This window comes from Curtobacterium sp. VKM Ac-2852, assembly GCF_013205045.1.
Lineage (GTDB): Bacteria > Actinomycetota > Actinomycetes > Actinomycetales > Microbacteriaceae > Curtobacterium > Curtobacterium flaccumfaciens.
This window is the reverse complement of record NZ_JABMLI010000002.1, coordinates 746,358-771,794: the sequence shown is the minus strand read 5'-3', so window position 1 is coordinate 771,794 and position 25,437 is coordinate 746,358. Positions and strand designations below refer to the sequence as shown.

The following is a 25,437-nucleotide window of genomic DNA, read 5'->3' as shown; positions in this document are numbered from 1 at the left end:
GGCGCGCCGACCGAGCCTGCGAGGGAGGGGTGCGACGCCGCCACGGGCCTCCTGTCCGTCTCCTGGTTCTGGGGTACGCTTGTGGCCGACTTCTGCGCAGTTCCACCCCGCAGGAGCGACTCATCTGAATACGGAGGCACCTCGGTGAAGATCGATCTCGCAGTCCTGCGACTCATGGAGCGCGAGCGGGAGATCCCGTTCGACGAGCTCGTCCAGATCATCGAATCTGCCATCCTGACCGCCTACCAGAAGCACGCCGACGAGAACGGCGAGCCGGCCCACGCGCAGTCGCGTGTGGAGCTCGACCGCAAGTCCGGCGAGGTCAGCGTCTACGTCCCCGAGCTCGACGACGAGGGCACCGTCATCGGTGAAGCCGTCGACCAGCCGAGCGACTTCGGTCGCATCGCGGCCTTCGCGGCGAAGCAGGTCATCAACCAGCGCCTGCGCGACATCGGCGACGACAAGATCCTCGGCGAGTTCCGCGGCAAGGAAGGCGACATCGTCGCGGGCGTGGTCCAGCAGGGCCCGAACCCGAAGATGGTGCACGTCGACCTCGGCACGATCGAGGCGATCCTGCCGCCCGAAGAGCAGGTGCCGGGGGAGTCCTACACGCATGGCTCCCGCATCCGCGTCTACGTGACGAGCGTGGCCCGTGGCAACAAGGGCCCGCAGATCATCGTGTCGCGCACGCACCCGGGCCTGGTCCGCAAGCTCTTCGCGCTCGAGGTCCCGGAGATCGCGTCCGGTGTCGTCGAGATCACCTCGCTCGCCCGCGAGGCCGGACACCGCACGAAGATCGCCGTCAAGGCGAACGAGCCCGGTGTGAACGCGAAGGGTGCCTGCATCGGTGAGCTCGGCGCACGTGTCCGGGCCGTCACGAACGAGCTCGGTGCCGAGAAGATCGACATCGTCGACTACTCGTCCGACCTGGCGTCGTTCGTCGCGAGCGCCCTGTCGCCCGCCAAGGTGACGAGCGCGTTCGTGCTCGACGCCTCGACGAAGGCCGTCCGCGCGCTCGTGCCGGACTACCAGCTGTCGCTCGCGATCGGCAAGGAAGGGCAGAACGCCCGCCTCGCCGCGAAGCTCACCGGTGCCCGCATCGACATCCAGCCGGACTCCATCCTGGACGGCGAGGACTAGGACGATTTCGCTCCCGGCGCGCCCTGCGAGGGCGCGCCGGATCGCGCACGTCCGAGGCAAGGAGTAGAGTGGTTCCCGTCAGAACGTGCATCGGCAGTCGTCGTCGCGCTTCCCGATCCTCCCTCCTCCGAGTCGTCGCCCTGAGCGACGGTCGTGTCGTGGCGGATCCGAAGGCAGTCATGCCGGGGCGGGGAGCATGGCTCACACCGACCGTCGATGCCTACGATCTGGCCGTCAAGCGCAGGGCTTTCCGCCGTGCGCTCCGGTTGGATCGCGATCCCGACACGTCCGCGGTGCTCGACCACATCGTCGGTCTCCCACAGGAACCGGCCGAGCGCCCGGACATGACAGAACAGGCTGAACGGCTTATGGACAACTGATGAGCGGCTCGAAATGAGACCCGTCATCCATTGAGTCCTGCCCCTTCACGGGGTGGGACCCGTGAAGGAGAACAGTGGCTAAACCACGCGTACACGAGATCGCAAGCGAACTCGGCGTCGACAGCAAGACCGCACTCGAGAAGCTCAAGGAGCTCGGCGAGTTCGTCCGGGGTGCCAGCTCGAGCATCGAGCCCCCCGTGGCACGGAAGCTCCGTGCCGCCCTCCAGGCAGACGGCGCCCCCGCGGCGAAGCCCGCCGCCTCGGCCTCCGCGCCGAGCGCACCCGCCAAGGCCAGCGCGCCGAAGTCGAGCGCACCCAAGCCCGGCGGCCCCCGTCCGGGTCCGGCTCGTCCGGCACCGGCTCCCGAGCCCGAGGCCCCGGCAGCACTCGCTGCCGACGTGCCCGCGCCGGCCGCTCCGAAGTCCGTCGCCCAGCGACAGGCCGAGGCCGAGGCCGCGCAGAAGGCCCGCGCCGAGAAGCAGGCCGCTGAGAAGCAGGCCGCCGAGGCTGGCGGGACGACCGACGCGGCGCCGAAGTCCGACGCCGTGAAGCCGGGCACCAGCCCGAAGGCTCCCGCGGCCGCCGGTCCGAAGCCGGGTGGCCCCAAGCCCGGTGCACGTCCGGGCAACAACCCGTACTCGTCGAACCAGGGCATGGGCTCGCGCCCGCCGCGCCCCGGCAACAACCCGTACTCGTCCAACCAGGGCATGGGCCAGCGCCCGGCCGCCGGCGCAGCCGGTGGCGGTGGCATCCCGCGTCCGCAGCCCCCGCGTCCGGGAACGCCCCGTCCGGGTGCTCCGCGTCCGGGTGGCCCCGGTCAGGGCAACCGTCCCAACGGCTTCGGGCAGCGCCCGGGCCAGGGTGGCGGCCGTGGCGGCCCCGGTGCCCGTCCGGGTGCCGGCGGCGGTGCCGGTGGCGGCTTCCCGCGTCCGGCCTTCAGCGGCCCGCGTCCCGCCGGTGGCGGTGGCCGTGGTCGTGGCCCCGGTGGTGGTACCGCCGGTGCGTTCGGTCGCGGTGGCGGCAAGAGCCGTGCCCGCAAGTCGAAGCGGACGAAGCGCGCCGAGTACGAGATGCGTCAGGCACCGTCGCTCGGCGGTGTGCAGGTCCCTCGCGGCGACGGCAACACGGTCGTCCGACTCCGTCGTGGTGCGAGCATCTCGGACTTCGCGGACAAGATCGACGCCATGCCCGGCAACCTCGTGACGGTGCTGTTCCACCTCGGTGAGATGGCGACCGCGACCGAGTCGCTGGACGAGGCCACGTTCGAGGTCCTCGGTGACGAGCTGGGCTACAAGATCCAGATCGTCTCGCCCGAGGACGAGGACAAGGAGCTCCTCGAGGGCTTCGACATCGACCTCGACGCAGAACTCGAGGACGAAGACGACGACGTGCTGCAGCAGCGGCCGCCGGTGGTCACCGTCATGGGTCACGTCGACCACGGTAAGACCCGCCTCCTCGACGCGATCCGCAACTCGAAGGTCGTCGAGGGCGAGGCCGGTGGCATCACCCAGCACATCGGTGCGTACCAGATCGTCGCGCAGCACGAGGGCATCGACCGCCCGATCACCTTCATCGACACCCCGGGTCACGAGGCCTTCACGGCCATGCGTGCTCGTGGTGCCCAGGTGACGGACATCGCGATCCTCGTGGTCGCGGCGGACGACGGCATCATGCCGCAGACCATCGAGGCGTTGAACCACGCGCAGTCGGCCGGTGTGCCGATCGTCGTCGCGGTCAACAAGATCGACAAGGAAGGCGCGAACCCCGCCAAGGTCCGCCAGCAGCTCACCGAGTACAACCTGGTGGCCGAGGAGTATGGCGGCGACGTCATGTTCGTCGACGTGTCGGCGCGGCAGAACATCGGCATCCAGGAGCTCCTGGACGCCGTGCTGCTCACCGCGGACGCCGGTCTCGACCTGCGTGCGAACCCCGACAAGGACGCCCGTGGTGTCGCGATCGAGGCCCGGCTCGACAAGGGTCGCGGTGCAGTCGCCACGGTCCTCATCCAGTCCGGCACGCTCCACGTCGGTGACGCCATCGTGGCGGGCACGGCCTACGGCCGAGTCCGTGCGATGACGGACGAGAACGGGGTCGCGGTCAAGGCCGCGACGCCGAGCCGCCCGGTCCAGGTGCAGGGTCTGTCCTCGGTACCCCGCGCCGGTGACACCTTCCTCGTCACCGAAGAAGACCGCACGGCTCGTCAGATCGCCGAGAAGCGTGAAGCCGCCGAGCGCAACGCCCTGTTGGCGAAGTCGCGCAAGCGCATCTCGCTCGAGGACTTCACCCGTGCGCTCGAAGAGGGCAAGGTCGAGTCGCTCAACCTCATCATCAAGGGTGACGTCTCCGGTGCCGTCGAGGCGCTCGAGCAGTCGCTCCTGGACATCGAGGTCGACGACAGCGTCCAGCTCCGCATCCTGCACCGCGGTGTCGGTGCGATCACGGAGTCGGACATCGACCTCGCCACGATCGACAACGCCATCGTCATCGGCTTCAACGTCCGTCCGGACGTCAAGGCCCGTGAACGTGCGGCGCGTGAAGGCATCGACGTGCGCTTCTACTCGGTCATCTACAACGCACTCGACGACATCGAGCAGTCCCTCAAGGGCATGCTCAAGCCCGAGTACGAAGAGGTCCAGTCGGGCGTCGCCGAGATCCGCGAGGTGTTCCGTTCCTCGAAGTTCGGCAACATCGCGGGTGTCATCGTCCGCTCCGGCACGATCACGCGCAACGCCAAGGCGCGCGTCATCCGCGAAGGTGTGGTGATCGCCGATGGCCTGGCCATCGAGTCGCTGCGTCGCTTCAAGGACGACGTGACCGAGGTCCGCACGGACTTCGAAGCCGGTATCGGTCTGGGCAAGTTCAACGACATCCAGATCGGCGACGAGGTCGAGACGACCGAACTCGTCGAGAAGCCGCGCGACTGATCGCGTGACTCCTCTGGGCCCCGGCCTCCCCGTGTGGGAGGCCGGGGCCCGACCCCTTTCCCACGCAGGACCACCGGCGGGAAGCGTCCCGCCACTGCCTCAGGAGGCACCCAATGGCCGATCCGCAGCGCGCACGCAAGATGGCGGACCGCATCAAGGAAGTCGTCGCACGTCGACTCGACAAGGGTCTGCGGGACCCGCGACTCGGATTCGTCACGATCACCGACGTCCGTGTGACCGGTGACCTGCAGCACGCGTCGATCTTCTACACCGTGTACGGCACCGACGAGGAGCGTGCGGACTCCGCCGCGGCGCTCAAGGCCGCGACCGGCATGCTCCGGTCCGAGGTCGGCAAGAACATCACCGCCCGGCTCACGCCCTCGCTCGAGTTCATCGCCGACGCCCTGCCCGAGACCTCGGCGCACATGGAGGACCTGCTCGTGCAGGCCCAGGTGCGTGACGAGCAGGTGCGGGCAGCTTCGGTCGGCGCGACGTACGCCGGCGACGCCGACCCGTACAAGCGCGACGAGGACGACGACACCGACGACGCCGCCGAGACCGACGGCTCCGCCGAGCCGCGTTCCTAGATCCCGGGCAGCTGGTAGCCGCTCGCGTCGTCCCCGACGGCCAGTCCGTCACGCAGGAGCGACGCGAGCGCCCGGTCGCGCTGGTCGGCGTCCGGCCACACCGGTTCGATCTCGGACCGGGAGACCGGCACGTCGCTGGCGCGCAGCTCGGCCATGATCAGGCCACGCACCTGGCGGTCACTGCCGGCGAACCTCGCCTGCCGCGGAGCCCGCGGCCCGTCGTGCTCCGGGTACCCGGCCGCACGCCACGCGCAGCGGTCCGCGATCGGGCACGCATCGCACGCGGGGGAGCGGGACACGCACACGAGCGCGCCGAGCTCCATCACAGCCGCGTTCGTGGCGGCTGCGTCGTCGCGGTCCGCCGGCAGCACGGACTCCATCAGCGGGAGGTCCTGCTTCGCCTTCGCCGGCCCGGGTTCGCCCTGGCCGAGGACCGCACGAGCGAGCACACGGCGCACGTTGACGTCCACGACCGGGTGCCGGTCGCCGTATGCGAAGACCGCGACGGCCCGCGCGGTGTAGTCGCCGATGCCCGGCAGTGCGAGCAGCGCGTCGACGTCGCGCGGCACGACGTTGCCGTGGTGGGTCGCGATCGCGGTCGCCGCCGCGTGGAGCGCGAGCGCGCGCCTCGGGTAGCCGAGCCGGTCCCAGGCGCGCACCGCCTCGGACGGCGGCGAGTCCGCGAGGTCGCGAGGCGTCGGCCACCGGGTGAGCCACGCCTCCAGACGGGGGATCACGCGCGCGACCTGCGTCTGCTGCAGCATGATCTCGCTGACGAGCGTCCCCCACGCGGGGAAGCCGGGGCGGCGCCACGGCAGGTCCCGCGCCTGCTGCCGGAACCACGCGATCAGCGGGGTCGCGATGTCGGGCCGTTCCGGCGTGGCCGGCTCCTGCACACCGCGTCGCGCGGTCGGTTTGTCCACATCCGGTCTGGAGGCCCGACTCGCGTTCACCTCGACAGCCTACGGTGGACGCATGGCACGCTGGGCACCCGAAGAGACCGACACGATGGCTGCGATCGCCGCAGAGGCGATTGCGCAGGTCGGCACGAACCGCACCGTCATCGGCGTCGACGGGCAGGACGGCACCGACCTCGAACGGGTCGCGGCCGCGCTCGTCACCGGTTTCGAGCAGCACGGGGTCTCCGCGATGGCGGCCGCCGCGCCGTCCGCCGACCAGGACACGCTGCGGTCCGACCTGGTGACGCCCTTCCGCACGACCGGAGCCGGTGACGGTGTCCTGATCGTGCACGGACGGGGCGTCCTGGCCCCCGGGGTGCGCACCCTGTGGCGCTGGTCGCTGTGGGTGGAGCAGGAGTCCGGCCGGCTCGAGCGCCGCGCCGACGTGAAGATCGCGGCCTCCGCCGTGCTGGACGTCACCGATCCCGAGCACCCTCGCCGCGAGTGGAACGACGCCTGCTGACCGGCGCTGGTAATCTCGCCTGGTGCTCGAAACCGCGCCGGACGGCATCCTCCTCGTCGACAAACCGCAGGGGATCTCCAGCCACCGGGTGGTCTCCATCGCCCGTCGGCGCCTCGGCCTGAAGAAGGTCGGCCACGCCGGGACCCTCGACCCCATGGCCACCGGGCTGCTGCTGCTCGGCATCGGGCCGTCCACCCGGCTGCTGACGCACCTGGTGGGCCTCGACAAGACCTACACGGCGACCATTCGGCTCGGTGTCTCGACGGACTCCGACGACGCCGACGGCACGCCGACCGCTGCTGTCGGTGTGGCCGCTGCCGACGTCTCGGACGACGCCGTCGAGACCGCCGTCGCAGCACAGCGGGGCGTGATCGACCAGGTCCCGTCCACGGTCAGTGCGATCAAGGTCGACGGGCGCCGCGCCTACGACCTGGCGCGCAAGGGCGAGGCGGTGGAGCTCAAGTCCCGCACGGTGACCGTCTCGCAGTTCGACGTGACGACCCGGAACGAGCGGACCGTCGCCGTCGACGGCACCGACGTCGCCGTGGTGGACCTCGACGTCGTCGTGACCTGCTCGTCGGGCACCTACGTCCGCGCGCTCGCCCGTGACGTCGGCGCTGCCCTCGGCACCGGGGCGCACCTCGTCGCGCTCCGGCGGACCCGCGTCGGACCGTTCGACGTGCAGGACGCCATCGACCTCGAGGACGACGCCGTCGACGTCCGCGCCGCGCTCGCGCGTCCGGCGGACATCGCCCGGCGACTCTTCTCGTCCGTGACCCTCGACGCAGCCTCGGCGAAGGACCTCACCGACGGCAAGCGCGTCGCGGCCGAGCACCCCGACTCGGACGGTCCGGTGGCAGCGGTCACGGCGTCCGACGACCGGCTGGTCGGCCTCGTCTCCGTCCGCCGCGGACTGCTCCGGGTCATCACGAACTTCCCGACGCCCGGTGCGTCGTCCTCCTCGCAGACCGGAGCCCGCGCGTGATCGAGTGGTACATGTGGGTGCAGCTGGTGCTCGCCGTGGTCGTGGGGCTCTTCGCGGTCGTCGTGGGGTTCATCGGCTGGAAGCCGAACGACTACACCGTCGGCGCCCTCGTGCTCATCGAACTGCTGCTCCTGGTGCAGGGCGTCATCTCGATCGTGCTGCCGGCGACGGGCAGCCCGCCCGACGGCAACGCGCTCGAGTTCGGGGTGTACGCCGTGTCGGTGCTGCTCGTCCCACCGGCCGCGGTCGTGTGGGCCCTGATCGACCGCACGAAGTGGAGCACCGTGGTGCTCGGCGCCGGTGCGTTCACCGTCGCGGTGATGGTCTACCGGATGTACCAGATCTGGTTCGCGCTGAACTGACGCCGGAGGTCATGCGCGGAGCCGCGCGTCGGTAGAATCGGTGCAATGGCGACCAGATCCTCACTCGCGACCGGCATCGGCCGCGTCCTCATCGCCGTGTACGGCATCCTCGCGCTGGCGGCGACCGGACGCAGCGTCGTGCAGATCATCGAGAAGTTCTCGTTCGCACCGTTCGCCTACACGCTCAGTGCCATCGCCGCCGTCGTCTACATCGTCGCGATGATCGCCCTCATCGTGCCCGGCCGGTTCTGGTACCGGGTCGCCTGCGTCACGATCGTGTTCGAGATGACCGGCGTGCTCGTCATCGGCACCCTGTCGCTGTTCGACCGCCAGCTGTTCCCCGACGACACCATCTGGTCGTACTACGGCATGGGCTACGCCTTCGCGCCGCTCGTCCTGCCGATCGCCGGGCTCTGGTGGCTCCGCAAGCACCACCGCACCGCCGTCACCGAGTCGACGGCACCTGCTGCGTCCTCGTCCACCGCCCCGGCGAGCGAGTAGGAGCCACGGTGCAGTTCTACGAGGACACCGCCGACGTGGCGGACGGGTTCGGGCCGAGTGCGGTCACCATCGGCAAGTTCGACGGCGTGCACGTCGGGCACCGTGCCGTCATCGCACACCTCGAGCGTGCCGCCCGCGAGCACGACCTCGTGGCCACCGTGGTCACGTTCGACCGCCACCCGCTCAACGTCATCGACCCGCCGCACGTCCCGCCGGCCCTGACGAGCACCGCGCAGCGCCGCGAACTGCTCGAGGACGCCGGGGTCGACGCCACCCTGCTGCTCCGCTTCGACCAGGAACTGCAGTCGAAGTCGCCCGAGGCGTTCGTGTCCGAGATCCTCGTCGACACCCTGCACGCCCGGCTCGTCTTCGTCGGCAGCGACTTCCGCTTCGGCGCGAAGGGTGCCGGCGACGTCGCGCTGCTTCGTGCCCTCGGGGAGCAGCACGGGTTCACGGTCGAGCTCATCGACGACGTGGACCTGATCGACGACGTCCGACCCGACGGTGAGCGCCGGGTGTCCTCCACCTGGATCCGGGAGCTCCTGGGCCAGGGTCGCGTGGCCGAGGCCGCACGACTCCTCGGGCGGGAGCACGCCGTGCGGAGCGTCGTGGTGCACGGCAACCAGCGCGGCCGGGCGATGGGGTACCCCACCGCGAACCTCGACCCGGCGTGCGAGGGCTTCGTCCCCGCCGACGGCGTCTACGCCGCCCGGGTGCTGCACGACGGCACCGTCTACCCGGCAGCGGTGTCGGTCGGCAACAACCCGACGTTCGAGGGCGTGCCGGCGAAGCAGATCGAGGCGCACCTGCTCGATGTCGACATCGACCTGTACGGCGATCGGATCTCGGTGCTGTTCGTGTCGTACGTGCGCGGCATGGTGAAGTTCTCGTCGATGGACGAGCTCGCCGCGCAGATGCGGCAGGACGACCTCGACATCCGACTGCTGCTCGGACTGCCCGCTCCGGTCTGACCTGCCGGCACGCTGGCCTGGTTCGCCCGCTGGTGCCCCTGGTATGACGACGCCCCCGTGACCGTTCGGTCACGGGGGCGTCGTTCGTGGTGCGGAGGCTCAGCCGCCCAGGGCGTCGAGCCAGATCTTGCGGGCGTCGAGGGCTTCCTGCGCGTCCTTGATCTTCCGGGCGTCGCCGGTGGCCTGCGCCGCGGCGAGCTCGGACTGGAGCTTGCCGATCGCGTCTTCCAGCTGGCTCGCGAGGCCGTTCTGACGGGCCTTGCGCTCCGGGTTCGATTCCTTCCAGTGCGCGTCCTCGAGCCCACGGACGTGGTCCTCGATGGCACGCAGGCGGTCCTCGACCCGACGGACGTCACCGCGGGGCACCTTGCCGATCTCGTCCCAGCGGCGCTGGATGCCGGTGAGGGTCTTGCGCGCGGCGACCCGGTCGGTCGCCTGCAGGAGCGGCTCGGCCTCGGTCAGCAGGGCCTGCTTCGCCTCGAGGTTGGCGGAGAACTCTTCGTTCTCGGCTGCGCTCTCGGCGTGGCGCTGCTCGAACAGCACGTCTCCGGCGGCCTTGAAGCGCGCCCAGAGTGCGTCGTCGTGCCGCTTGCCGGCACGCCCGGCGTTCTTCCAGTCGTCGAGGAGCTGGCGGTAGTCCGGGATCGCATCGGAGCCGCGGGGTGCGAGGGCCTCGGCCTGCGCCACGAGCTCCTGCTTGCGGGTCCGGGCGTCACGGTGCTGTGCGTCCAGCTCGGAGTAGAACGCACGACGGTGCTGGTCGACGGTGGACCGCGCTGCGCGGAACCGCTTCCAGAGGTCGTTGGCCTCGTTCTTGGGGATCCGCGGCCCGTCGTGCTGGTGCTGCTGCCAGCGCGCGAACACGTCGTCGAGCTGCGCCGTGATCTGCTTCCACTGTGCGCGTGCGGGGTCCACCGCGGCGAGTGCCTCGGCTTCCTCGACCAGGGCGGTGCGGTGCGCCAGGGCGTCCTGCAGCGCCTGCTGCGCCTGTTCCGCCTGCTCCTTGGTGAGCGAGCCGAGCTGCTCGGTGAGAGCACCCACGCGGGTCTCGAGCGACTTGATGTCACCCACCACGCGCGCGTCGGCGACCAGGGCGGTCAGGTGCTCGACCGTCCGGGCGACGTCGTTCGCCGACGCACCGCGCTGGACGCGCTGCTCGGCGATCTTCACCTGCCCCTCGAGGTCGGCGTACTTCCGCGCGAAGTAGGCGAGGGCTTCTTCGGGGGTGGCGTCCGGGTACTCACCGACAGCACGTTCGGTCTCTTCGTACCGGACGTACACGGTCCCGTTCTCGTCGACCCGCCCCCAGGTCGTTGCTTCGTCAGATCCCACAGGTCTCGCCTCGATCGTGGTCGTGCATCGCCGACGTCACCGTCGGCACGGTCAGGTCGTCAGCCTATTGCACGGACGGGCTCCGCCGCCCGACCGGTGCGACGGGTTGTGGACTACTTCTGCTCCGCGATGGTCGCGTCGGTGATCTTCGTCGCCACCTTCGGCTCGCCGGTGCCGTCGCTGCCGGGCGACGCGATGCCCTTCGCGGCGATCTTCGACTCGAGCTCGGACAGCCCGCTCGTGACCTTGCCGACGACCGTGTAGCCGCCAGTCGAGCCGTCGAGCGTGGTGTCCCCGTAGACGATGAAGAACTGCGTCGACTGCGAGTACGGGGAGTCCGACCGTGCGATCGCGATCGTGCCCTTCTCGTAGACGCCGTCCTCCGGCACGTTCTCGAGCGGGCCGTACTCGAAGCCGGCGTCGCCGGTGCCGTCGCCGTTCGCGGAGCCGCACTGCAGGAACTTCAGTCCGTCGCTGTCGGCGAGCCGGTGGCAGGTGGTGCCGTTGTAGAACTGCTCACGGATCAACGAGATCTCGGCACTCGTGGCCTGCGGCGCCTTCGCGCCGTCCAGCTCGATGCCGAGGTCGATGTCCTTGTTGAGCGTGAGGGTGCCGGTCCAGGTCGCGCCCTTCGCGATCGACTTGCTCGGCACGTCGCCGGTGTTGCCGGCCGTGGCACTGGCCGACGGCGTGGCCGTCGAAGACGCGGAGGCGCTCGGGGCCGGGGCGTCCGACCCCCGCGATCCGGCGAAGGCGAGCTGCGACCCGGTGGCGAGGGCCGCGACGAGGACGAGGGCACCGGCGCCGATCAGGTTGTCCCGCACGCGGCGGCGTCGCTGCCGCTCGTGGAGGCCCTGGCGGGCCTGGTAGAGGCGGAGGCGCTCGCGCGCCTCACGGTTGTCACGCGCTGGGTTCTTCGGTGCCACGGTGCTGGTCTGCCCTCTCGTCGCAGTGTGCAACGAGCGTAGCCGAACGGTCGCCGTCACCAGCAGGGAGGCGCGGCCTGCGTCGGTGGACCGGCCTACGATTGCAGGATGGCAGCGGATCGTTCGGGAATGCACGCACCCACGACGGGTGGTCGCGCCGGTCTCGCGCAGGGTTCCGTCCCGCTCGCCGTCCGGATGCGCCCCACCAGCCTCGACGAGGTCGCCGGTCAACAGCACCTGCTCGGCCGGGGTTCGCCCCTGGTGCAGCTGGCCACCGGCACGCGTGAGAACCCCGGCGGGGTCTCCGTGATCCTGTGGGGACCGCCCGGCACCGGCAAGACCACGCTGGCGCAGGCCATCGCACGGCAGTCCGGCCGCGAGTTCGTCGAGCTCTCCGCTGTGACCGCCGGCGTGAAGGACGTGCGCGAGGTCATGGAGAAGGCGCTGACCCACCGCGACCTGTACGGGTCGACCACGGTGCTGTTCCTCGACGAGATCCACCGGTTCAGCAAGGCCCAGCAGGACGCCCTGCTGCCCGGCGTCGAGAACGGGTGGGTCATCCTGATCGCCGCCACCACCGAGAACCCGTCGTTCTCGGTCATCTCGCCCCTGCTGTCCCGCTCGCTGCTCCTGACGCTCAAACCGCTCACCGATCCCGACCTCGGCATGCTCGTCGACCGCGCGGTGGAGGACCCCCGCGGGCTCGGCGGTGCCGTCGTCCTCGGTGACGAAGCCCGCAGCGCGATCATCCGGCTCGCGTCCGGTGACGCCCGACGTGCCCTGACGGCGCTCGAGGCCGCGGCGGCGTCGGCCACCGCCGCGCAGGGCGAGGACGACGACACGGTGCCCGTCGTCGACGCCGACACCGTCGCGGCTGCGGTCGACCGGGCCCTGCTGCGATACGACCGACAGGGCGACGAGCACTACGACGTCATCAGCGCGTTCATCAAGTCGGTGCGGGGGAGCGACGTCGACGCCGCCCTGCACTACCTCGCCCGGATGATCGAGGCCGGCGAGGACTCCCGGTTCATCGCGCGGCGGATCATCATCTCCGCGTCCGAGGACATCGGCATGGCCGATCCGCAGGCGCTGCCCATCGCGGTCGCGGCGGCCCAGGCCGTCCAGCTCATCGGGATGCCCGAGGGGCGGATCCCGCTGGCCGAGGCGGTCGTCTACCTGGCGACCGCGCCGAAGTCGAACGCCGCCTACAACGGGGTCAACCAGGCGATGGCCGACGTCAAGGCGGGGCGCATGGGCACGGTCCCGATGCACCTGCGCGACGCGCACTACGCCGGGGCGAAGCGCCTCGGGCACGGCAAAGGGTACGTCTACTCGCACGACGCCGAACACGGGGTCGCCGAGCAGCAGTACCTGCCGGACGCACTCGAGGGCACCGAGTACTACACGCCGACGGCCAACGGCTACGAGCGCGAGGTCGGGCCGCGGCTCGAACGACTCCGGAAGATCACACGCGGCCACTAGCGTCGCTGCTTCTGCGCTCGCCCCGATGCTGCTAGCATTGCCGGGCCTACGTCCTGGTCCTCGAGCACGGCTGCGTCGAGGACAGAGTGCCACTCCGGTGGTACGGGGGCAGAGGTTCGGACTGTAGCCGTCCGATCCCACAGGCTCATCCCTCTGGATCCCGTCGTCGGGGCCACCGGCACTCGCGTGCCCGGCCTCCGGTGAGTATTCAGTTCGAACAGAGAAAAGGACCCTGTGTCTACCAAGTCACGTACCCGCAGCAAGACCCGCCTGTCGCGCGCACTCGGCATCCCGCTGACGCCGAAGGCTGCCCGTTACCTCGAGAAGCGCCCCTACGGGCCCGGTGAGCACGGCCGTACGCGCCGTCGTGCGGACAGCGACTACGCCGTCCGCCTCCGTGAGAAGCAGCGTCTGCGCGCCCAGTACGGCATCCGCGAGAAGCAGCTCCGCATCGTCTTCGAAGAGGCCCGCAAGACGAAGGGCCTGACCGGTGAGAACCTGGTCGAGCTCCTCGAGCAGCGCCTCGACGCCCTCGTGGTCCGTGCCGGCTTCGCCCGCACCACCGCGCAGGCCCGTCAGCTGATCGTGCACCGCCACATCCTGGTCGACGGCAAGCTCGTCGACCGCCCCTCCTTCCGCGTCAAGGAGGGCCAGCTGATCCACGTCAAGGCGAAGTCCGAGTCGATGGAGCCCTTCCAGGTCGCCGCTGCCGGTGGCCACCAGGAAGTCCTCCCGAAGGTCCCGGGCTACCTCGAGGTCGAGATCGAGAAGCTCCAGGCCCGCCTCGTGCGTCGCCCGAAGCGCGCCGAGGTCCCCGTGACGTGTGAAGTGCAGCTCGTCGTCGAGTACTACGCAGCTCGCTGATCCACTGATCACACCCGAACGGCGGGTCGTCCTCTCGAGGGCGACCCGCCGTTCGGCGTTCCGGCACCGGCTCCGCTTCGCAACACGCCGTCGTCTCATCGACGCGCGTCCGGTTGCGCGAGACGCCCCCGATTTCGGCGGCGTCCTGCCGACACGACGGTGTCTTGTGTGGGGCAGTGGACGTGAGCAGGGGCGGACGGGAGGCGCGGGGGGCGCCGTGTGCACGGCCTCCAGCCCGGTCCCAGGTAGGTCTGCAACACGCCGTCGTCTCCGCGACGCGCCTCCGGGTGCGCGAGACGCCCCCGAGTTCGGCGGCGTCCTGCCGACACGACGGCGTCTTGCGGACGGGGACGCGCGGAAGTGCCCGGCGACTAAGCTTGTCCGGGCATGCACCGCCCGGGTGCACAGAGGGAGAGGCACCGTGAAGCAGCTGTTCTTCGTCGCCGTCGGCATCGTCATCGGGTTCGCCGTCGCACACCGGGTCGCCCAGACCTCCGGTGGCGCCCGGCTCTTCGCCGAGGTGAACGCCAAGACGAAGGCCTTCACGGGAGCCGTCGCGGACGGCTACCGGTCGCGCGAGGCCGAGCTCCGGACCGACGTCTGAGCGCTCCGACCGAGCAGCCACGACCCTCCTCCACCCACGACCTGAACCCAGGAAGCACCATGCAGACCGCAGAGATCCGCCGCCGTTGGCTCCAGTACTTCGGTGACCGCGGCCACACCGTCGTCCCGTCCGCGTCCCTCGTCTCCGACGACCCGTCGCTCCTCTTCACGGTCGCCGGCATGGTGCCGTTCATCCCGTACCTGACCGGTCTCATCCCGGCGCCGTTCCCGAGGGCGACGAGCGTGCAGAAGTGCATCCGCACGAACGACATCGAAGAGGTCGGCAAGACCCCTCGCCACGGCACGTTCTTCCAGATGAACGGGAACTTCTCGTTCGGCGACTACTTCAAGGAGCAGGCGATCCAGTTCGCCTGGGAGTTCCTGACCAAGCCGGAGACCGACGGCGGGCTCGGCTTCTCGCCCGATGACCTCTGGGTCACCGTCTACGAAGAGGACGACGAGGCGATCGGCTTCTGGAAGCAGCACTCCTCGCTGCCCGACGAGCGGATCCAGCGCCTCGGCAAGGACACCAACTACTGGTCGACCGGACAGCCCGGACCGGCGGGTCCCTGCTCGGAGATCTTCTTCGACCGTGGCCCCGAGTACGGCATCGACGGCGGCCCGGCAACGGACGACGACCGCTACGTCGAGATCTGGAACCTCGTCTTCATGCAGTACCAGATCGCCGACGTGCGGTCGAAGTACGACTTCGAGATCACCGGCGAGCTGCCGAACAAGAACATCGACACCGGCATGGGGCTCGAGCGCGTCGCCTTCATCAAGCAGGGCGTCGACAACATGTACGAGATCGACCAGGTGCGCCCGGTGCTCGACCGTGCGGCCGAGATCTCCGGCCGGCGCTACGGTGCCGTGCACGAGGACGACGTCCGGATGCGCGTCATCGCCGACCACGTCCGTTCCTCGCTGATGCTCATCGCCGACGGCGTGAGCCCGTCGAACGAGGGCCGCGGGTACATCCTCCGACGGCTGCTCCGTCGCACCGTCCGCGCGATGCGCCTGCTCGGTGTCGAGGCCCCCACGTTCCCCGAGCTCTTCCCGGCGTCCCGCGACGCCATGCGCGACGCCTACCCCGAGGTGGCGTCCGACTACGACCGGATCTCCCGCATCGCCTACGCGGAAGAGGAGACCTTCCTCCGCACCCTGGCACAGGGCACGACCATCCTCGACGTCGCCGTCGAGCGCGCGAAGCAGGACGGCGCCCCGTCGATCGGCGGCGACACGGCGTTCCTGCTCCACGACACCTTCGGGTTCCCCATCGACCTGACGATGGAGATGGCCGAGGAAGCCGGCGTCCACGTCGACCGCACGGCGTTCGAGACCCTGATGTCCGAGCAGCGTGCCCGGGCGAAGGCCGACGCGAAGAGCAAGAAGACCGCGATCGCCGACCTGAGCGTGTACAGCGCGTTCCGGGCGAAGGGCGAGACGACGTTCCTCGGCTACGACGCGCTCGAGGCCGAGACGCGCGTGCTCGGCATCATCGTCGGTGGCGTGAGCGTCGACCGTGCGGTCGCCGGTGACATCGCCGAGGTCATCCTCGGCGAGACCTCCCTGTACGCGGAGTCGGGCGGCCAGGACGCCGACCAGGGCTCGATCGTCGGCAACGGGTTCGACCTCGAGGTCCTCGACGTCCAGCGACCGGTCTCCGGACTGTGGAGCCACACCGTGCAGGTCCGCTCCGGTGAGGTCGGCGTCGGCGACGCCGCGAGCACCGTCGTCGACGCGGAGTACCGCCGCGGTGCGACCCAGGCGCACTCCGCGACGCACCTGGTCAACGCTGCCCTCCGCGACATCCTCGGGCCGGAGGCGCTGCAGGCCGGTTCGTACAACAAGTCCGGCTACATGCGCCTCGACTTCTCGTGGTCGCAGCCGGTCTCGCTCGAGACGCGCTCCGAGATCGAGGAGGTCGTGAACACCGCGATCCGCACCGACCTCGAGGTCTCCACGCGCATCCTGCCCATCGACGAGGCGAAGGCCCTCGGGGCACAGGCCCTGTTCGGTGAGAAGTACGGCGCCGAGGTCCGCATGGTCGACATCGGCGGCCCGTGGTCCCGCGAGCTCTGCGGTGGCACGCACGTCGCCTCGAGCGCGCAGATCGGGCTCGTCAACCTGGTGGGGGAGTCGAGCGTCGGTTCGACCAACCGCCGAATCGAGGCACTGGTCGGGCTCGAGGGGTTCCGCGACCTCGCCGTCGAACGCACGATCGTGTCGCAGCTCTCCAGCGCGCTCAAGGCACCCCGGGCCGACCTGCCGGCCCGCGTCCAGAACCTGATGGAGGACCTCCGGTCCGCCCAGAAGAAGCTCGCCGAGTACGAGTCGGCGAACCTGCAGCAGCGCGTGCCCGCCATCGCCCGGAACGCCACGACCGTCGGTGCCACCACCGTGGTCGCCGAGACGGTCGACGGCCTGCAGTCCGGCGATGACCTGCGCTCGCTCGCCACCGGCGTGCGGGGCCAGCTCGGTGACGGCGCGGCCGTCGTCGTGCTCGGGGCGGTCGTCGGTGGCAAGCCCATCGTGATCGTCGCGACGAACGACGCTGCTCGTGCTGCTGGCGTGCAGGCGGGTCCCCTCGCGAAGGAGGCCGCCGGCGTGCTCGGTGGTGGCGGCGGCGGCAAGCCGGACCTGGCGCAGGGCGGCGGGACCGACGCGGCCGCGCTCCCCGCGGCGCTGCGTGCCGTGACCGCACGGCTCGCGGGCTGACCGTGGGCATCCGGTCCGGGCGTCGCCTCGGCGTGGACGTCGGACGCGCCCGGATCGGGGTCGCCGTGTGCGACCGCGACGGCCTGCTGGCGACACCGGTCGAGACCGTCCGTCGTGACGACTCGGGGGACCTCCGGCGGATCCTCGAGCTCGCGGACGAGTACGACGTGCTCGAGGTCGTCGTCGGGCTGCCCCTGTCGATGTCGGGCGGGGACACGGCCTCCACCGAGGACGCCCGTGTCTTCGCGGCCCGGATCGCGGCGCGTCGGCCGGTGCGCCTGGTCGACGAACGACTGTCGACCGTGACGGCCCAGCGGGGGCTGCACCAGGCCGGCAAGAACACGAAGAAGTCCCGGGCCGTGATCGACCAAGCAGCCGCTGTTATCATTCTGCAACACGCGCTCGACCACGAGCGCAGTGCCGGTGCCCCTCCGGGCGCCACGCTTCCCTGACAGGGCTGCCCGGTACCGCACATGGGTGCTCTCGTCGTCAGCTGCGAGGACGACGGTGCCCAGGTGGAGTTCCCGACCGAGAGACCGAGGACGTTGGCAGACGATCTGGACTGGAACGCGATCATCGCGCCCGGCAACGACGCCGAGCGGCGGAAGGCGACTTCCGACCGCACGACAGGCACCGATGACCGCGACGACGCTGGTCAGGTGACCCCGCCGCCGCCTCCGATGTCCCGACGTGAAGCCCGAGCCCTCGAGGCCGAACGAGCCCGCGTCGCAGCGACCGACGAGTCGCCGGTCGCCGAGCGGACCACTGATTCCCCGCCAGCCGCACGCGACGAACGCCCCGCGTCACCCGCCGACGCGCCGATCGCCACCCGCCCCGAAGACCTGCACCCCGAGGTCGCCGCACTGCTGACCGGCGAGCTGCCGACCGAGCCCGGGGCGACCGCTGCGGGCGGCGGATCCGGGGCCGGCGGGACGGACGACGGTGACGTGACCGGCGGCGGTGGCGCCGCGGGAGGCGGTGGCCGCGGGGGACGAGGCGGGGGAGGACGCGCCTCCAGGCCGCCCCGGGAGCCACGGCCGAAGCGCCGACGCGGACCGCTCGTCGCCGGACTCGTCATCGTCGCGGTGGTGCTCGCCGCCGGCGTCGGGGCGTACACCTTCGCCGCCCCCAAGTTCCAGCAGCTCATCGCGGCGATCAGCGGCGCGCAGGAGCCCGACGACTACACCGGCGACGGCACCTCGAAGGTGACCATCACCATCAAGCAGGGCGACATCGGCGAGAACGTCGCCGCGACGCTGCAGCGCAGCGGCGTCGTCAAGGACTCGAAGGTGTTCTACAAGCTCCTGCTGGCCTCGCCGGACGTGCAGTTCCAGCCCGGTTCGTACGCGCTGAAGAAGCAGATGAGCTCGAAGTCCGCGCTCGCGGCACTGCAGGACACGAAGAACCGCGTGCAGGCGTCGATCATCATCCCGGAGGGCACCGCCCTCGCCGACATCGAGGCCGGGATGGTCTCGAAGGCCGGCCTGACCAAGCAGGAGGTCGACGCGGCCGCGAAGGACCTGTCGGCCTACGACCTGCCGTCCGGCGTCACGACGCTTGAGGGCTGGCTCTTCCCCGCGACCTACCCGATCAACCCGGGCTGGACCGCCGAGCAGTACTTCAAGTCGATGGTCGACACCATGAAGGAGCGCCTGTCCGCCGCCGGCGTCAAGGAGGCCGACCAGGAGCGCACCATCGTCTTCGCGTCGCTGGTGCAGAAGGAAGCCGGCCTCGCGGCCGACTACCCGAAGGTCGCCCGGGTGTTCCAGAACCGCCTCGACCAGGGCATGCGTCTGCAGTCCGACGCCACCGTCGCCTACGGCACGGGCAACACGCACACCGTGACGACGACCGACGCCGAACGGGCCGACGAGTCGAACGCGTACAACACGTACGTGCACGAGGGGCTGCCGCCTGCACCGATCTCGAACCCCGGGGACATCGCGATCAAGGCCGTGACGAACGAGGCCCCGGGCAAGTGGCTGTACTTCGTGACGGTGAACCTGGAAACCGGTGAGACGGTGTTCTCGAACACCTACGACGAGCACCTCGTCGCGGTGAAGCAGTTCCAGGCGTGGCTCCGGGCGCACCCCGACTACCAGTAGGACGGCGACGTCGCACGGCGGTGCGCTGTGGGAGGATTGCCGCATGCTTCGTTGGTTGACTGCTGGTGAGTCCCACGGACCCGAACTGATCGCCATGCTCGAGGGCCTTCCCGCGGGTGTCCCGGTGTCGTTCGAGTCCATCCGTGCCGATCTCGCGCGCCGCAAGCTCGGCTACGGCCGTGGCTCGCGGATGAAGTTCGAGCAGGACGAGCTGCACGTGTCCGGCGGCGTCCGGCACGGCTACTCGCTCGGCAGCCCCATCGCGATCCGCATCGGCAACACCGAGTGGCCGAAGTGGGTCGAGGTCATGAACCCCGAGCCGATCGAGTCGACCGAGATGTCCCGCGGGCGGAGTGCCCCGCTCACCCGACCGCGTCCGGGTCACGCCGACCTGGTCGGCATGCAGAAGTACGGCTTCGACGAGGCCCGCCCGATCCTGGAGCGTGCGAGCGCCCGCGAGACCGCTGCCCGTGTGGCGCTCGGCGCCGTCGCGAAGTCGTTCCTGGCCGAACTCGGCATCCGCTCGGTGGCGCACACGCTGCAGGTCGGGACCGTCCGGGTCCCGGACGGCACGGAGCTGCCGCTGCCCGATGACGTGGACCGCCTCGACGAGGACCAGCTGCGCTGCTTCGACCCCGAGACCTCCGCACGGATGGTCACCGAGGTCGAGGCCGCGAAGAAGGACGGCGACACCCTCGGCGGCGTCGTCGAGGTGCTGTTCTACGGCGTCCCGCCGGGCCTCGGCTCGCACGTGCACTGGGACCGCCGGCTCGACGCCCGCCTGGCCGCGGCGATCATGGGGATCCAGGCCATCAAGGGCGTCGAGGTCGGCGACGGCTTCGCGACCGCCGGGCGCCGGGGCTCCGCCGCCCACGACGAGCTGTACCGCGAGGACGGCGAGATCTACCGCACGAGCGACCGCGCCGGTGGGACCGAGGGCGGGATGTCCACGGGCACCGTGCTGCGGGTCCGCGCCGGCATGAAGCCGATCGCGACCATCCCGCACGCCCTGCACACCGTGGACGTCGTCTCCGGTGAGGACGCCTCGGCGCACCACCAGCGCTCGGACGTCTGTGCCGTGCCCGCGGCGGGCGTCGTCGCCGAGGCGATGGTGGCCCTGGTGCTCGCCGACGCGGTGCTCGAGAAGTTCGGCGGCGACAACGTCGTCGAGACGAAGCGCAACCTCGACGCCTACCTCGCGGCGATCCCGGAGACCCTGCGGACGCGCCGGACGGAACCGTCGGCGACCTCGACCGACCTGTGAGCGCCGACGTCCGACGCGCCGACGCGCCCGTGGTCGTCATCGGACCGATGGGCGCCGGCAAGTCGAGCGTCGGCAAGCGGGTGGCGAAGGCCCTCGGCGTCCCGTTCACGGACACTGACCGGGTCATCGTGCGCGAGCACGGACCAATCCCCGGGATCTTCGCCGACCACGGTGAGCCGGCGTTCCGCGCGCTCGAAGCCGAGGCCGTCCGGGCAGCGATGGCCGCCGGCGGCGTGATCGCCGTGGGCGGGGGAGCCGTCACCCACGCGGACACCCGGCAGGCCCTGGGCGGGGCGCGCATCGTCCTGCTCACCGTGTCGCCCGAGGCCGTCGCCGACCGCATCGCCGGGTCCGACCGGCCCCTGCTGGCGAACGGCGGGATCGACGCCTGGCAGACGATCATGGATGAGCGGGCCGCCACCTACGCCGAGCTCGCGCACGTCGTGGTCGACACGTCCCGCCGGCCGATGTCCCGCGTGGTCGACGAGGTCGTCACGTGGCTGCGCAGCGACGCCGGCGCCACCGAGCGCAGCGACGACGGCGCCACCGAGCGCAGCGGCACCACCGTCGCGCCCGGCAGCACGACCAGCAGCACCACCAGCACCGAAGGAGCACCGTGACCGAGTCGACCCTGCCCGCCGGGACCACCGAGATCCGGGTCGGCGGTGACGACGGCTACACGGTGGCCGTCGGCACGGACCTGCTCGGCGCCCTGCCCGCGATCCTGGGCCCGCGTGTCGCCAAGGTCCTCATCGTGCACTCTCCGACGCTCGGTGCCCGGGCGAACGAGCTCCGTGCGCTGCTGGTCGAGGCCGGGCTCGAAGCCCTGATCGCCGAGGTCCCCGACGCCGAGGGCGCCAAGCGCGTCGAGGTCGCGGCGTTCTGCTGGCAGATCATGGGACAGGCCGACTTCACCCGTACCGACGCGGTCATCGGCCTCGGTGGCGGTGCCGTCACCGACCTGGCCGGCTTCGTCGCCGCGACCTGGCTGCGCGGTGTGCCGTACGTGGCCGTCCCGACCAGCGTGCTCGGCATGGTGGACGCCAGCGTCGGCGGGAAGACGGGCATCAACACGAACGAGGGCAAGAACCTGGTCGGCGCCTTCTACGCCCCCCGCGCCGTCGTCGTGGACCTCGACCTCGCCCGCACGCTGCCGCGCAACGAGATCCTGACCGGCTTCGCGGAGATCGTGAAGGCCGGGTTCATCGCCGTGCCCGAGATCCTGGACATCGTCGAGGCCGACGTCGACCGGGTGACCGACCCGACGACGCCGGAGTTCCGGCGGGTCGTTGAGCTCGCCATCGCGCTCAAGGCCGAGGTCGTCTCGGACGACTTCACCGAGCAGGGCCGACGCGAGATCCTGAACTACGGACACACCCTCGGGCACGCGATCGAGCACGCCGAGCGGTACCAGTGGCGCCACGGGGCGGCGGTGTCGGTCGGCATGGTGTTCGCCGCCGAACTCGCCCGACTCACGGGCCACCTGGACGACGCCACGGTCGAGCGGCACCGGGCGATCCTCGAGTCGCTCGACCTGCCGACCTCGTACGGTGTCGGTCGGTGGCAGGGGCTGCTCGCCACGATGCGTCGCGACAAGAAGGCCCGTGCCGGCATGCTGCGGTTCATCATCCTGGACGGCGTCGGCAAGCCCGTCGTGCTCGAGGGCCCCGAGGACCACCTGCTCTTCACGGCCTACCAGGAGGTCGGCGTCTAGCCACGCCGGTCAGCGCAGGACCCGTCGCGTCCTGCGCCACCACCAGGTGACACGCGTCGAGACGGTGACCCAGGTGAACCGATGCCAGGCCACGCCCCGAACCAGCTGACGATCGCCGCTCCGGCGGCGATGCACGCCGCGATCAGTGCTGTCTCCACGGCACGAGTGTCCGCTCCATGACCGAGCCCCGCGCCGGGCCCGCGCCGACCTGTGGAAGCCGCGCCGGGCCTCCAGGCTGTGGAAGAGGACAGAGCGACGCGACGGACCGGGCCACCCGCACGCTGCGGACCCAGCACCGGGGAGCAGACTGGCGGGCGTGCCCACCCCACCCCGACTGAGCGACCTCTCCGGCCCGCGCGATGCCGACACCGGCACCCTGCGCTCCCGCGGTCGACGCTTCACCGAACTCCTCTCGATCGCCCGCCGCCACCACCTGGTGCCGTTCCGTCGTCTCGACTTCTCGCACGACCCGGCCACCTCGGACCTGCGTCGCGACCAGGCCGAGCACCTGCGCCGAGCGCTCGAGGAAGCCGGTGGCGGGTTCGTGAAGATGGGCCAGCTGCTCTCCACCCGCGACGACCTGCTGCCCGAGGAGTGGACCGAGGGACTCGCACACCTGCAGCGGAACGTCACGGCGGCGCCGGCGGACGAGGTCCGTGCGCTCCTCGAGCAGGAGCTCGGTGCCCCGGTCGACCAGGTCTTCGCGACCTTCGACCCGGTGCCCGTCGCAGCGGCGTCCATCGCGCAGGTGCACCGCGCCCGGCTGCCCGACGGCACCGCGGTCGCCGTGAAGGTGCAGCGGCCGGGGATCGACGCCGCGGTGCGCCGCGACGTCGACATCGCGCTGCGGGTCGTCCGGTTCATGGCCCGGTGGTCGACCGAGGCGCGGCAGGTCGGGGTGCAGGACATCGCCGGCCAGTACGCGGACGACCTGATCCGGCAGGTCGACTTCGTCTCCGAGCTCCGGAACCTCACGGCGCTGCGTGCGGCCCAGGCCCGCAGCGCGCGTCCGGACGAGGTCCGGTTCCCGGACCCCTACCCGGACCTGTCCGGCCGGCGTGTGCTCGTGATGGAGTTCCTGGAGGGCGACACCCTCAGCGCGATCCGCGCCGAGCGTTCCGAGCGCGACCTCGACGCGCCGATGCGCGCGATCCTCCGCGCCTTCCTGCGCCAGGTCGTCTTCGACGGCCTATACCACGCGGACCTGCACCCGGGGAACGTCCTGGTGCTGCCCGACGGGCGGCCCGCGTTGATCGACTTCGGATCGGTCGGGAGGCTCGACCCGGGTCTCCGGGACACGGTCCAGGACCTGTTGGCCGCCTACCTGCAGGACGACACATCGCGGATCGCCGATGCGGTCCTGCGGATGGCCCCCGTGCGCGATGCGCACGACGAGCCCGACTTCCGTCGGGACATCGCCCGCTTCGTCGCGGACGAGCTCGGCCCGGGTGCGCGCATCGGTGTCGACACCGTGGACGACGCGGTCGAGGTCTTCGGGCGGTACCGGTTGAAGCCGCCGCCGGACTTCGTCGCCGCGGCCCGTGCCCTGGCCATCTTCGAGGGCACCCTCCGCACGCTCGCACCGTCGTTCGACCTGCTCGAGGAGTCCCGCGGACTCGCCCGGGAGCAGATCACCGACCAGCTCCGGCCCGGCAAGCTCCGCGACCTCGCGGCGAAGGAACTGCTCGGCGTCGTGTCGGCCGCCCGTCGCCTGCCCCGCCGGGTGGACCGCATCGGCGAGGCGATCGAGACCGGACGGTTCACGGTGAACATCCGGCTCTTCGCGGACAGCCGCGACCGGCAGCTCGTGTCCGGCATGATCCGGCGCATCCTGCTCGTGCTGCTCGGCGCGGGGGCGGGGATCCTGGCGATCGTCTACCTGTCGTTGCCGGCGCGACCGACGGCGGCCCTGTCCACCGGGGTCGCGGGCGGGTTGCTCGGGGGAGCGGCGGTCGTGCTGCTCGGCTGGGCGGCGATCGACGCCTGGCTCGCCCGGCGGCGGCGCTGACCGCGGCGCGCACCGCTCCGGCCGCCGGGCGGGCGTCCGCTACACTCGTCCGGGGCCGTCCGCGGCCCGAGGACACTTCACAACACGACCGAACGGGACACCGACGACTCATGGCCAGTACCACAGACATCAAGAACGGCGCCGTTCTCATCATCGACGGCCAGCTGTGGTCGGTCGTCGAGTTCCAGCACGTCAAGCCGGGCAAGGGCGGCGCGTTCGTCCGCACGAAGCTCAAGAACGTCGTCTCCGGCAAGGTCGTCGACCGCACGTTCAACGCCGGCGCGAAGATCGACACCGCGACCGTCGACCGTCGTGACTACCAGTTCCTCTACGAGGACGGCGACTCCTACGTGTTCATGGACACCGACACGTACGACCAGATCCCGGTCTCCGCGACCGTGGTCGGCGACGCCAAGAACTACCTGCTCGAGTCCGCGATGGTCACCATCGCGATGAACGAGGGCAACCCGCTGTACGTCGAGCTCCCGACGTCGATCGTCACCGAGGTCGAGACCGAGCCCGGCCTGCAGGGCGACCGTTCCTCCGGTGGCACCAAGGACGCGACCATCATCGCGACCGGCCACCGCATCCAGGTCCCGCTGTACCTGGAGAGCGGAACCCTGGTGAAGATCGACACGCGCGACGGCAGCTTCCTCGGCCGCGTCAACTCCTAGGCGCTGACCGTATGAGTGCTCGTTCGAAGGCCCGCAAGCGCGCCCTCGACATGCTGTACGTGGCCGAGGTGCGGGAGCTGCCGATCGCGGACGTGCTCGCCACCGAGACGGTCCGGCACCTGGACCAGCCGGAGCGTGCCTCCAGCTGGGACTACGCCCGCCAGATCGTCACCGGTGTCGATGACGCCCGTCACGAGATCGACTCCGTCATCGTCGACCACGCCCAGGGCTGGTCGATCGCCCGGATGCCGGTCCTCGACCGCTGCATCCTGCGGATGGCCGTCTGGGAGCTCCGGTTCAACCCGGAGGTCCCCGACGCCGTCGCCATCGCCGAGGCGGTCGAGCTCGCGCAGTCGCTGTCCACCGAGGACTCGGCGGGCTTCGTCAACGGCGTGCTCGGGGCCGTCGCCGGCGGTCGCGCACCGTCCGGTCGGACGGTCGCAGGAGACCAGGAGTCCCGGTAGGGTTGACCACG

The 25,437-nt window shown here is 70.8% G+C and carries 24 protein-coding genes; 21 read left to right on the top strand and 3 right to left on the bottom strand.

What is annotated here, in order from left to right:
- Positions 1-144 precede the first annotated feature (144 nt).
- The 4 genes from nusA to rbfA all read left to right on the top strand — a co-directional run bounded on the left by nusA (position 145) and on the right by rbfA (position 5,031).
- The gene (gene nusA, locus HQQ79_RS10080; protein ID WP_027465762.1) at positions 145-1,140 is read left to right on the top strand and encodes a transcription termination factor NusA; all 996 of its coding nucleotides are present in this window, start codon (positions 145-147) and stop codon (positions 1,138-1,140) included.
- A gap of 68 nt (positions 1,141-1,208) precedes the next feature.
- Positions 1,209-1,520, top strand: coding sequence for a YlxR family protein (locus HQQ79_RS10075; protein ID WP_031259737.1), 312 nt, complete (start codon positions 1,209-1,211; stop codon positions 1,518-1,520).
- 74 nt (positions 1,521-1,594) lie between these two features.
- The gene (gene infB / locus HQQ79_RS10070; RefSeq protein WP_173034024.1) at positions 1,595-4,444 is read left to right on the top strand and encodes a translation initiation factor IF-2; all 2,850 of its coding nucleotides are present in this window, start codon (positions 1,595-1,597) and stop codon (positions 4,442-4,444) included.
- 113 nt (positions 4,445-4,557) lie between these two features.
- Positions 4,558-5,031: a 30S ribosome-binding factor RbfA gene (rbfA, locus tag HQQ79_RS10065; RefSeq protein ID WP_071244776.1), complete on the top strand. Its 474-nt coding sequence runs from the start codon at positions 4,558-4,560 to the stop codon at positions 5,029-5,031.
- On the opposite strand, the gene HQQ79_RS10060 is transcribed toward rbfA, so the two are convergent.
- Positions 5,028-5,882 (bottom strand): A/G-specific adenine glycosylase, encoded by an 855-nt coding sequence (locus HQQ79_RS10060; RefSeq protein WP_173034352.1) that lies wholly within the window; start codon positions 5,880-5,882, stop codon positions 5,028-5,030. The genes rbfA and HQQ79_RS10060 overlap by 4 nt on opposite strands.
- 124 nt (positions 5,883-6,006) lie before the next feature.
- On the opposite strand from HQQ79_RS10060, the gene HQQ79_RS10055 reads away from it, so the two are divergent.
- From HQQ79_RS10055 to HQQ79_RS10035, 5 genes are read left to right on the top strand one after another with little or no spacing between them, the layout of a single operon-like run.
- Positions 6,007-6,453: a hypothetical protein gene (locus HQQ79_RS10055; protein WP_051596740.1), complete on the top strand. Its 447-nt coding sequence runs from the start codon at positions 6,007-6,009 to the stop codon at positions 6,451-6,453.
- A gap of 22 nt (positions 6,454-6,475) precedes the next feature.
- The gene (gene truB, locus HQQ79_RS10050; RefSeq protein WP_071244775.1) at positions 6,476-7,438 is read left to right on the top strand and encodes a tRNA pseudouridine(55) synthase TruB; all 963 of its coding nucleotides are present in this window, start codon (positions 6,476-6,478) and stop codon (positions 7,436-7,438) included.
- Entirely contained in the window at positions 7,435-7,800 is a 366-nt protein-coding gene (locus HQQ79_RS10045) for a hypothetical protein (protein ID WP_071244774.1), read from the top strand. The genes truB and HQQ79_RS10045 overlap by 4 nt, the downstream gene beginning before the upstream one ends.
- A 45-nt stretch (positions 7,801-7,845) precedes the next feature.
- Complete coding sequence (locus HQQ79_RS10040) at positions 7,846-8,301, top strand: hypothetical protein (protein WP_027465756.1); 456 nt, start codon at positions 7,846-7,848, stop codon at positions 8,299-8,301.
- Between the two features lie 8 nt (positions 8,302-8,309).
- The gene (locus tag HQQ79_RS10035) at positions 8,310-9,272 is read left to right on the top strand and encodes a bifunctional riboflavin kinase/FAD synthetase (protein WP_111056390.1); all 963 of its coding nucleotides are present in this window, start codon (positions 8,310-8,312) and stop codon (positions 9,270-9,272) included.
- A 99-nt stretch (positions 9,273-9,371) separates the two neighbouring features.
- Here HQQ79_RS10035 and HQQ79_RS10030 read toward each other — a convergent pair whose 3' ends face one another.
- Both HQQ79_RS10030 and HQQ79_RS10025 read right to left on the bottom strand, forming a co-directional pair.
- Entirely contained in the window at positions 9,372-10,604 is a 1,233-nt protein-coding gene (locus HQQ79_RS10030; RefSeq protein ID WP_173034022.1) for a DUF349 domain-containing protein, read from the bottom strand.
- A 113-nt stretch (positions 10,605-10,717) separates the two neighbouring features.
- Entirely contained in the window at positions 10,718-11,530 is an 813-nt protein-coding gene (locus tag HQQ79_RS10025) for a peptidylprolyl isomerase (RefSeq protein ID WP_138803580.1), read from the bottom strand.
- Between the two features lie 129 nt (positions 11,531-11,659).
- Here HQQ79_RS10025 and HQQ79_RS10020 point away from each other — a divergent pair, with 129 nt between their 5' ends.
- The 12 genes from HQQ79_RS10020 (at position 11,660) to nusB (ending at position 25,426) form a co-directional block, all read left to right on the top strand.
- Complete coding sequence (locus HQQ79_RS10020; protein ID WP_173034020.1) at positions 11,660-13,012, top strand: replication-associated recombination protein A; 1,353 nt, start codon at positions 11,660-11,662, stop codon at positions 13,010-13,012.
- 234 nt (positions 13,013-13,246) lie between these two features.
- Positions 13,247-13,876: a 30S ribosomal protein S4 gene (rpsD, locus tag HQQ79_RS10015; RefSeq protein WP_017887166.1), complete on the top strand. Its 630-nt coding sequence runs from the start codon at positions 13,247-13,249 to the stop codon at positions 13,874-13,876.
- A gap of 421 nt (positions 13,877-14,297) precedes the next feature.
- On the top strand, positions 14,298-14,480 hold the full coding sequence (locus HQQ79_RS10010; RefSeq protein WP_027465751.1) for a hypothetical protein: 183 nt from the start codon (positions 14,298-14,300) through the stop codon (positions 14,478-14,480).
- A gap of 59 nt (positions 14,481-14,539) precedes the next feature.
- On the top strand, positions 14,540-17,197 hold the full coding sequence (alaS, locus tag HQQ79_RS10005; protein ID WP_173034018.1) for an alanine--tRNA ligase: 2,658 nt from the start codon (positions 14,540-14,542) through the stop codon (positions 17,195-17,197).
- A gap of 8 nt (positions 17,198-17,205) precedes the next feature.
- Complete coding sequence (gene ruvX, locus HQQ79_RS10000; protein ID WP_173034350.1) at positions 17,206-17,649, top strand: Holliday junction resolvase RuvX; 444 nt, start codon at positions 17,206-17,208, stop codon at positions 17,647-17,649.
- Positions 17,650-17,742: 93 nt separating this feature from the next.
- The gene (mltG, locus tag HQQ79_RS09995) at positions 17,743-19,302 is read left to right on the top strand and encodes an endolytic transglycosylase MltG (protein ID WP_254066184.1); all 1,560 of its coding nucleotides are present in this window, start codon (positions 17,743-17,745) and stop codon (positions 19,300-19,302) included.
- A 43-nt stretch (positions 19,303-19,345) separates the two neighbouring features.
- Positions 19,346-20,566: a chorismate synthase gene (aroC, locus tag HQQ79_RS09990; RefSeq protein ID WP_027465748.1), complete on the top strand. Its 1,221-nt coding sequence runs from the start codon at positions 19,346-19,348 to the stop codon at positions 20,564-20,566.
- On the top strand, positions 20,563-21,186 hold the full coding sequence (locus HQQ79_RS09985; protein ID WP_173034016.1) for a shikimate kinase: 624 nt from the start codon (positions 20,563-20,565) through the stop codon (positions 21,184-21,186). The genes aroC and HQQ79_RS09985 overlap by 4 nt, the downstream gene beginning before the upstream one ends.
- Entirely contained in the window at positions 21,183-22,280 is a 1,098-nt protein-coding gene (gene aroB, locus HQQ79_RS09980) for a 3-dehydroquinate synthase (protein ID WP_173034014.1), read from the top strand. Before HQQ79_RS09985 ends, aroB begins: the two co-directional genes overlap by 4 nt.
- A gap of 316 nt (positions 22,281-22,596) precedes the next feature.
- Positions 22,597-24,288 (top strand): AarF/ABC1/UbiB kinase family protein, encoded by a 1,692-nt coding sequence (locus tag HQQ79_RS09975; RefSeq protein WP_071403714.1) that lies wholly within the window; start codon positions 22,597-22,599, stop codon positions 24,286-24,288.
- A 110-nt stretch (positions 24,289-24,398) separates the two neighbouring features.
- Positions 24,399-24,962: an elongation factor P gene (gene efp, locus HQQ79_RS09970; RefSeq protein WP_027465745.1), complete on the top strand. Its 564-nt coding sequence runs from the start codon at positions 24,399-24,401 to the stop codon at positions 24,960-24,962.
- 11 nt (positions 24,963-24,973) lie between these two features.
- Positions 24,974-25,426: a transcription antitermination factor NusB gene (gene nusB, locus HQQ79_RS09965; protein WP_027465744.1), complete on the top strand. Its 453-nt coding sequence runs from the start codon at positions 24,974-24,976 to the stop codon at positions 25,424-25,426.
- Positions 25,427-25,437 lie beyond the last annotated feature (11 nt).

What these genes read in the sequence shown, in the direction of transcription:
- rbfA (WP_071244776.1), top strand. Translation starts at nt 4,558, where the DNA reads ATGGCCGATCCGCAGCGCGCACGCAAGATGGCGGACCGCATCAAGGAA.
- HQQ79_RS10055 (WP_051596740.1), top strand. Translation starts at nt 6,007, where the DNA reads ATGGCACGCTGGGCACCCGAAGAGACCGACACGATGGCTGCGATCGCC.
- HQQ79_RS10040 (WP_027465756.1), top strand. Translation starts at nt 7,846, where the DNA reads ATGGCGACCAGATCCTCACTCGCGACCGGCATCGGCCGCGTCCTCATC.
- HQQ79_RS10020 (WP_173034020.1), top strand. Translation starts at nt 11,660, where the DNA reads ATGCACGCACCCACGACGGGTGGTCGCGCCGGTCTCGCGCAGGGTTCC.
- alaS (WP_173034018.1), top strand. Translation starts at nt 14,540, where the DNA reads ATGCAGACCGCAGAGATCCGCCGCCGTTGGCTCCAGTACTTCGGTGAC.
- aroC (WP_027465748.1), top strand. Translation starts at nt 19,346, where the DNA reads ATGCTTCGTTGGTTGACTGCTGGTGAGTCCCACGGACCCGAACTGATC.
- efp (WP_027465745.1), top strand. Translation starts at nt 24,399, where the DNA reads ATGGCCAGTACCACAGACATCAAGAACGGCGCCGTTCTCATCATCGAC.
- nusB (WP_027465744.1), top strand. Translation starts at nt 24,974, where the DNA reads ATGAGTGCTCGTTCGAAGGCCCGCAAGCGCGCCCTCGACATGCTGTAC.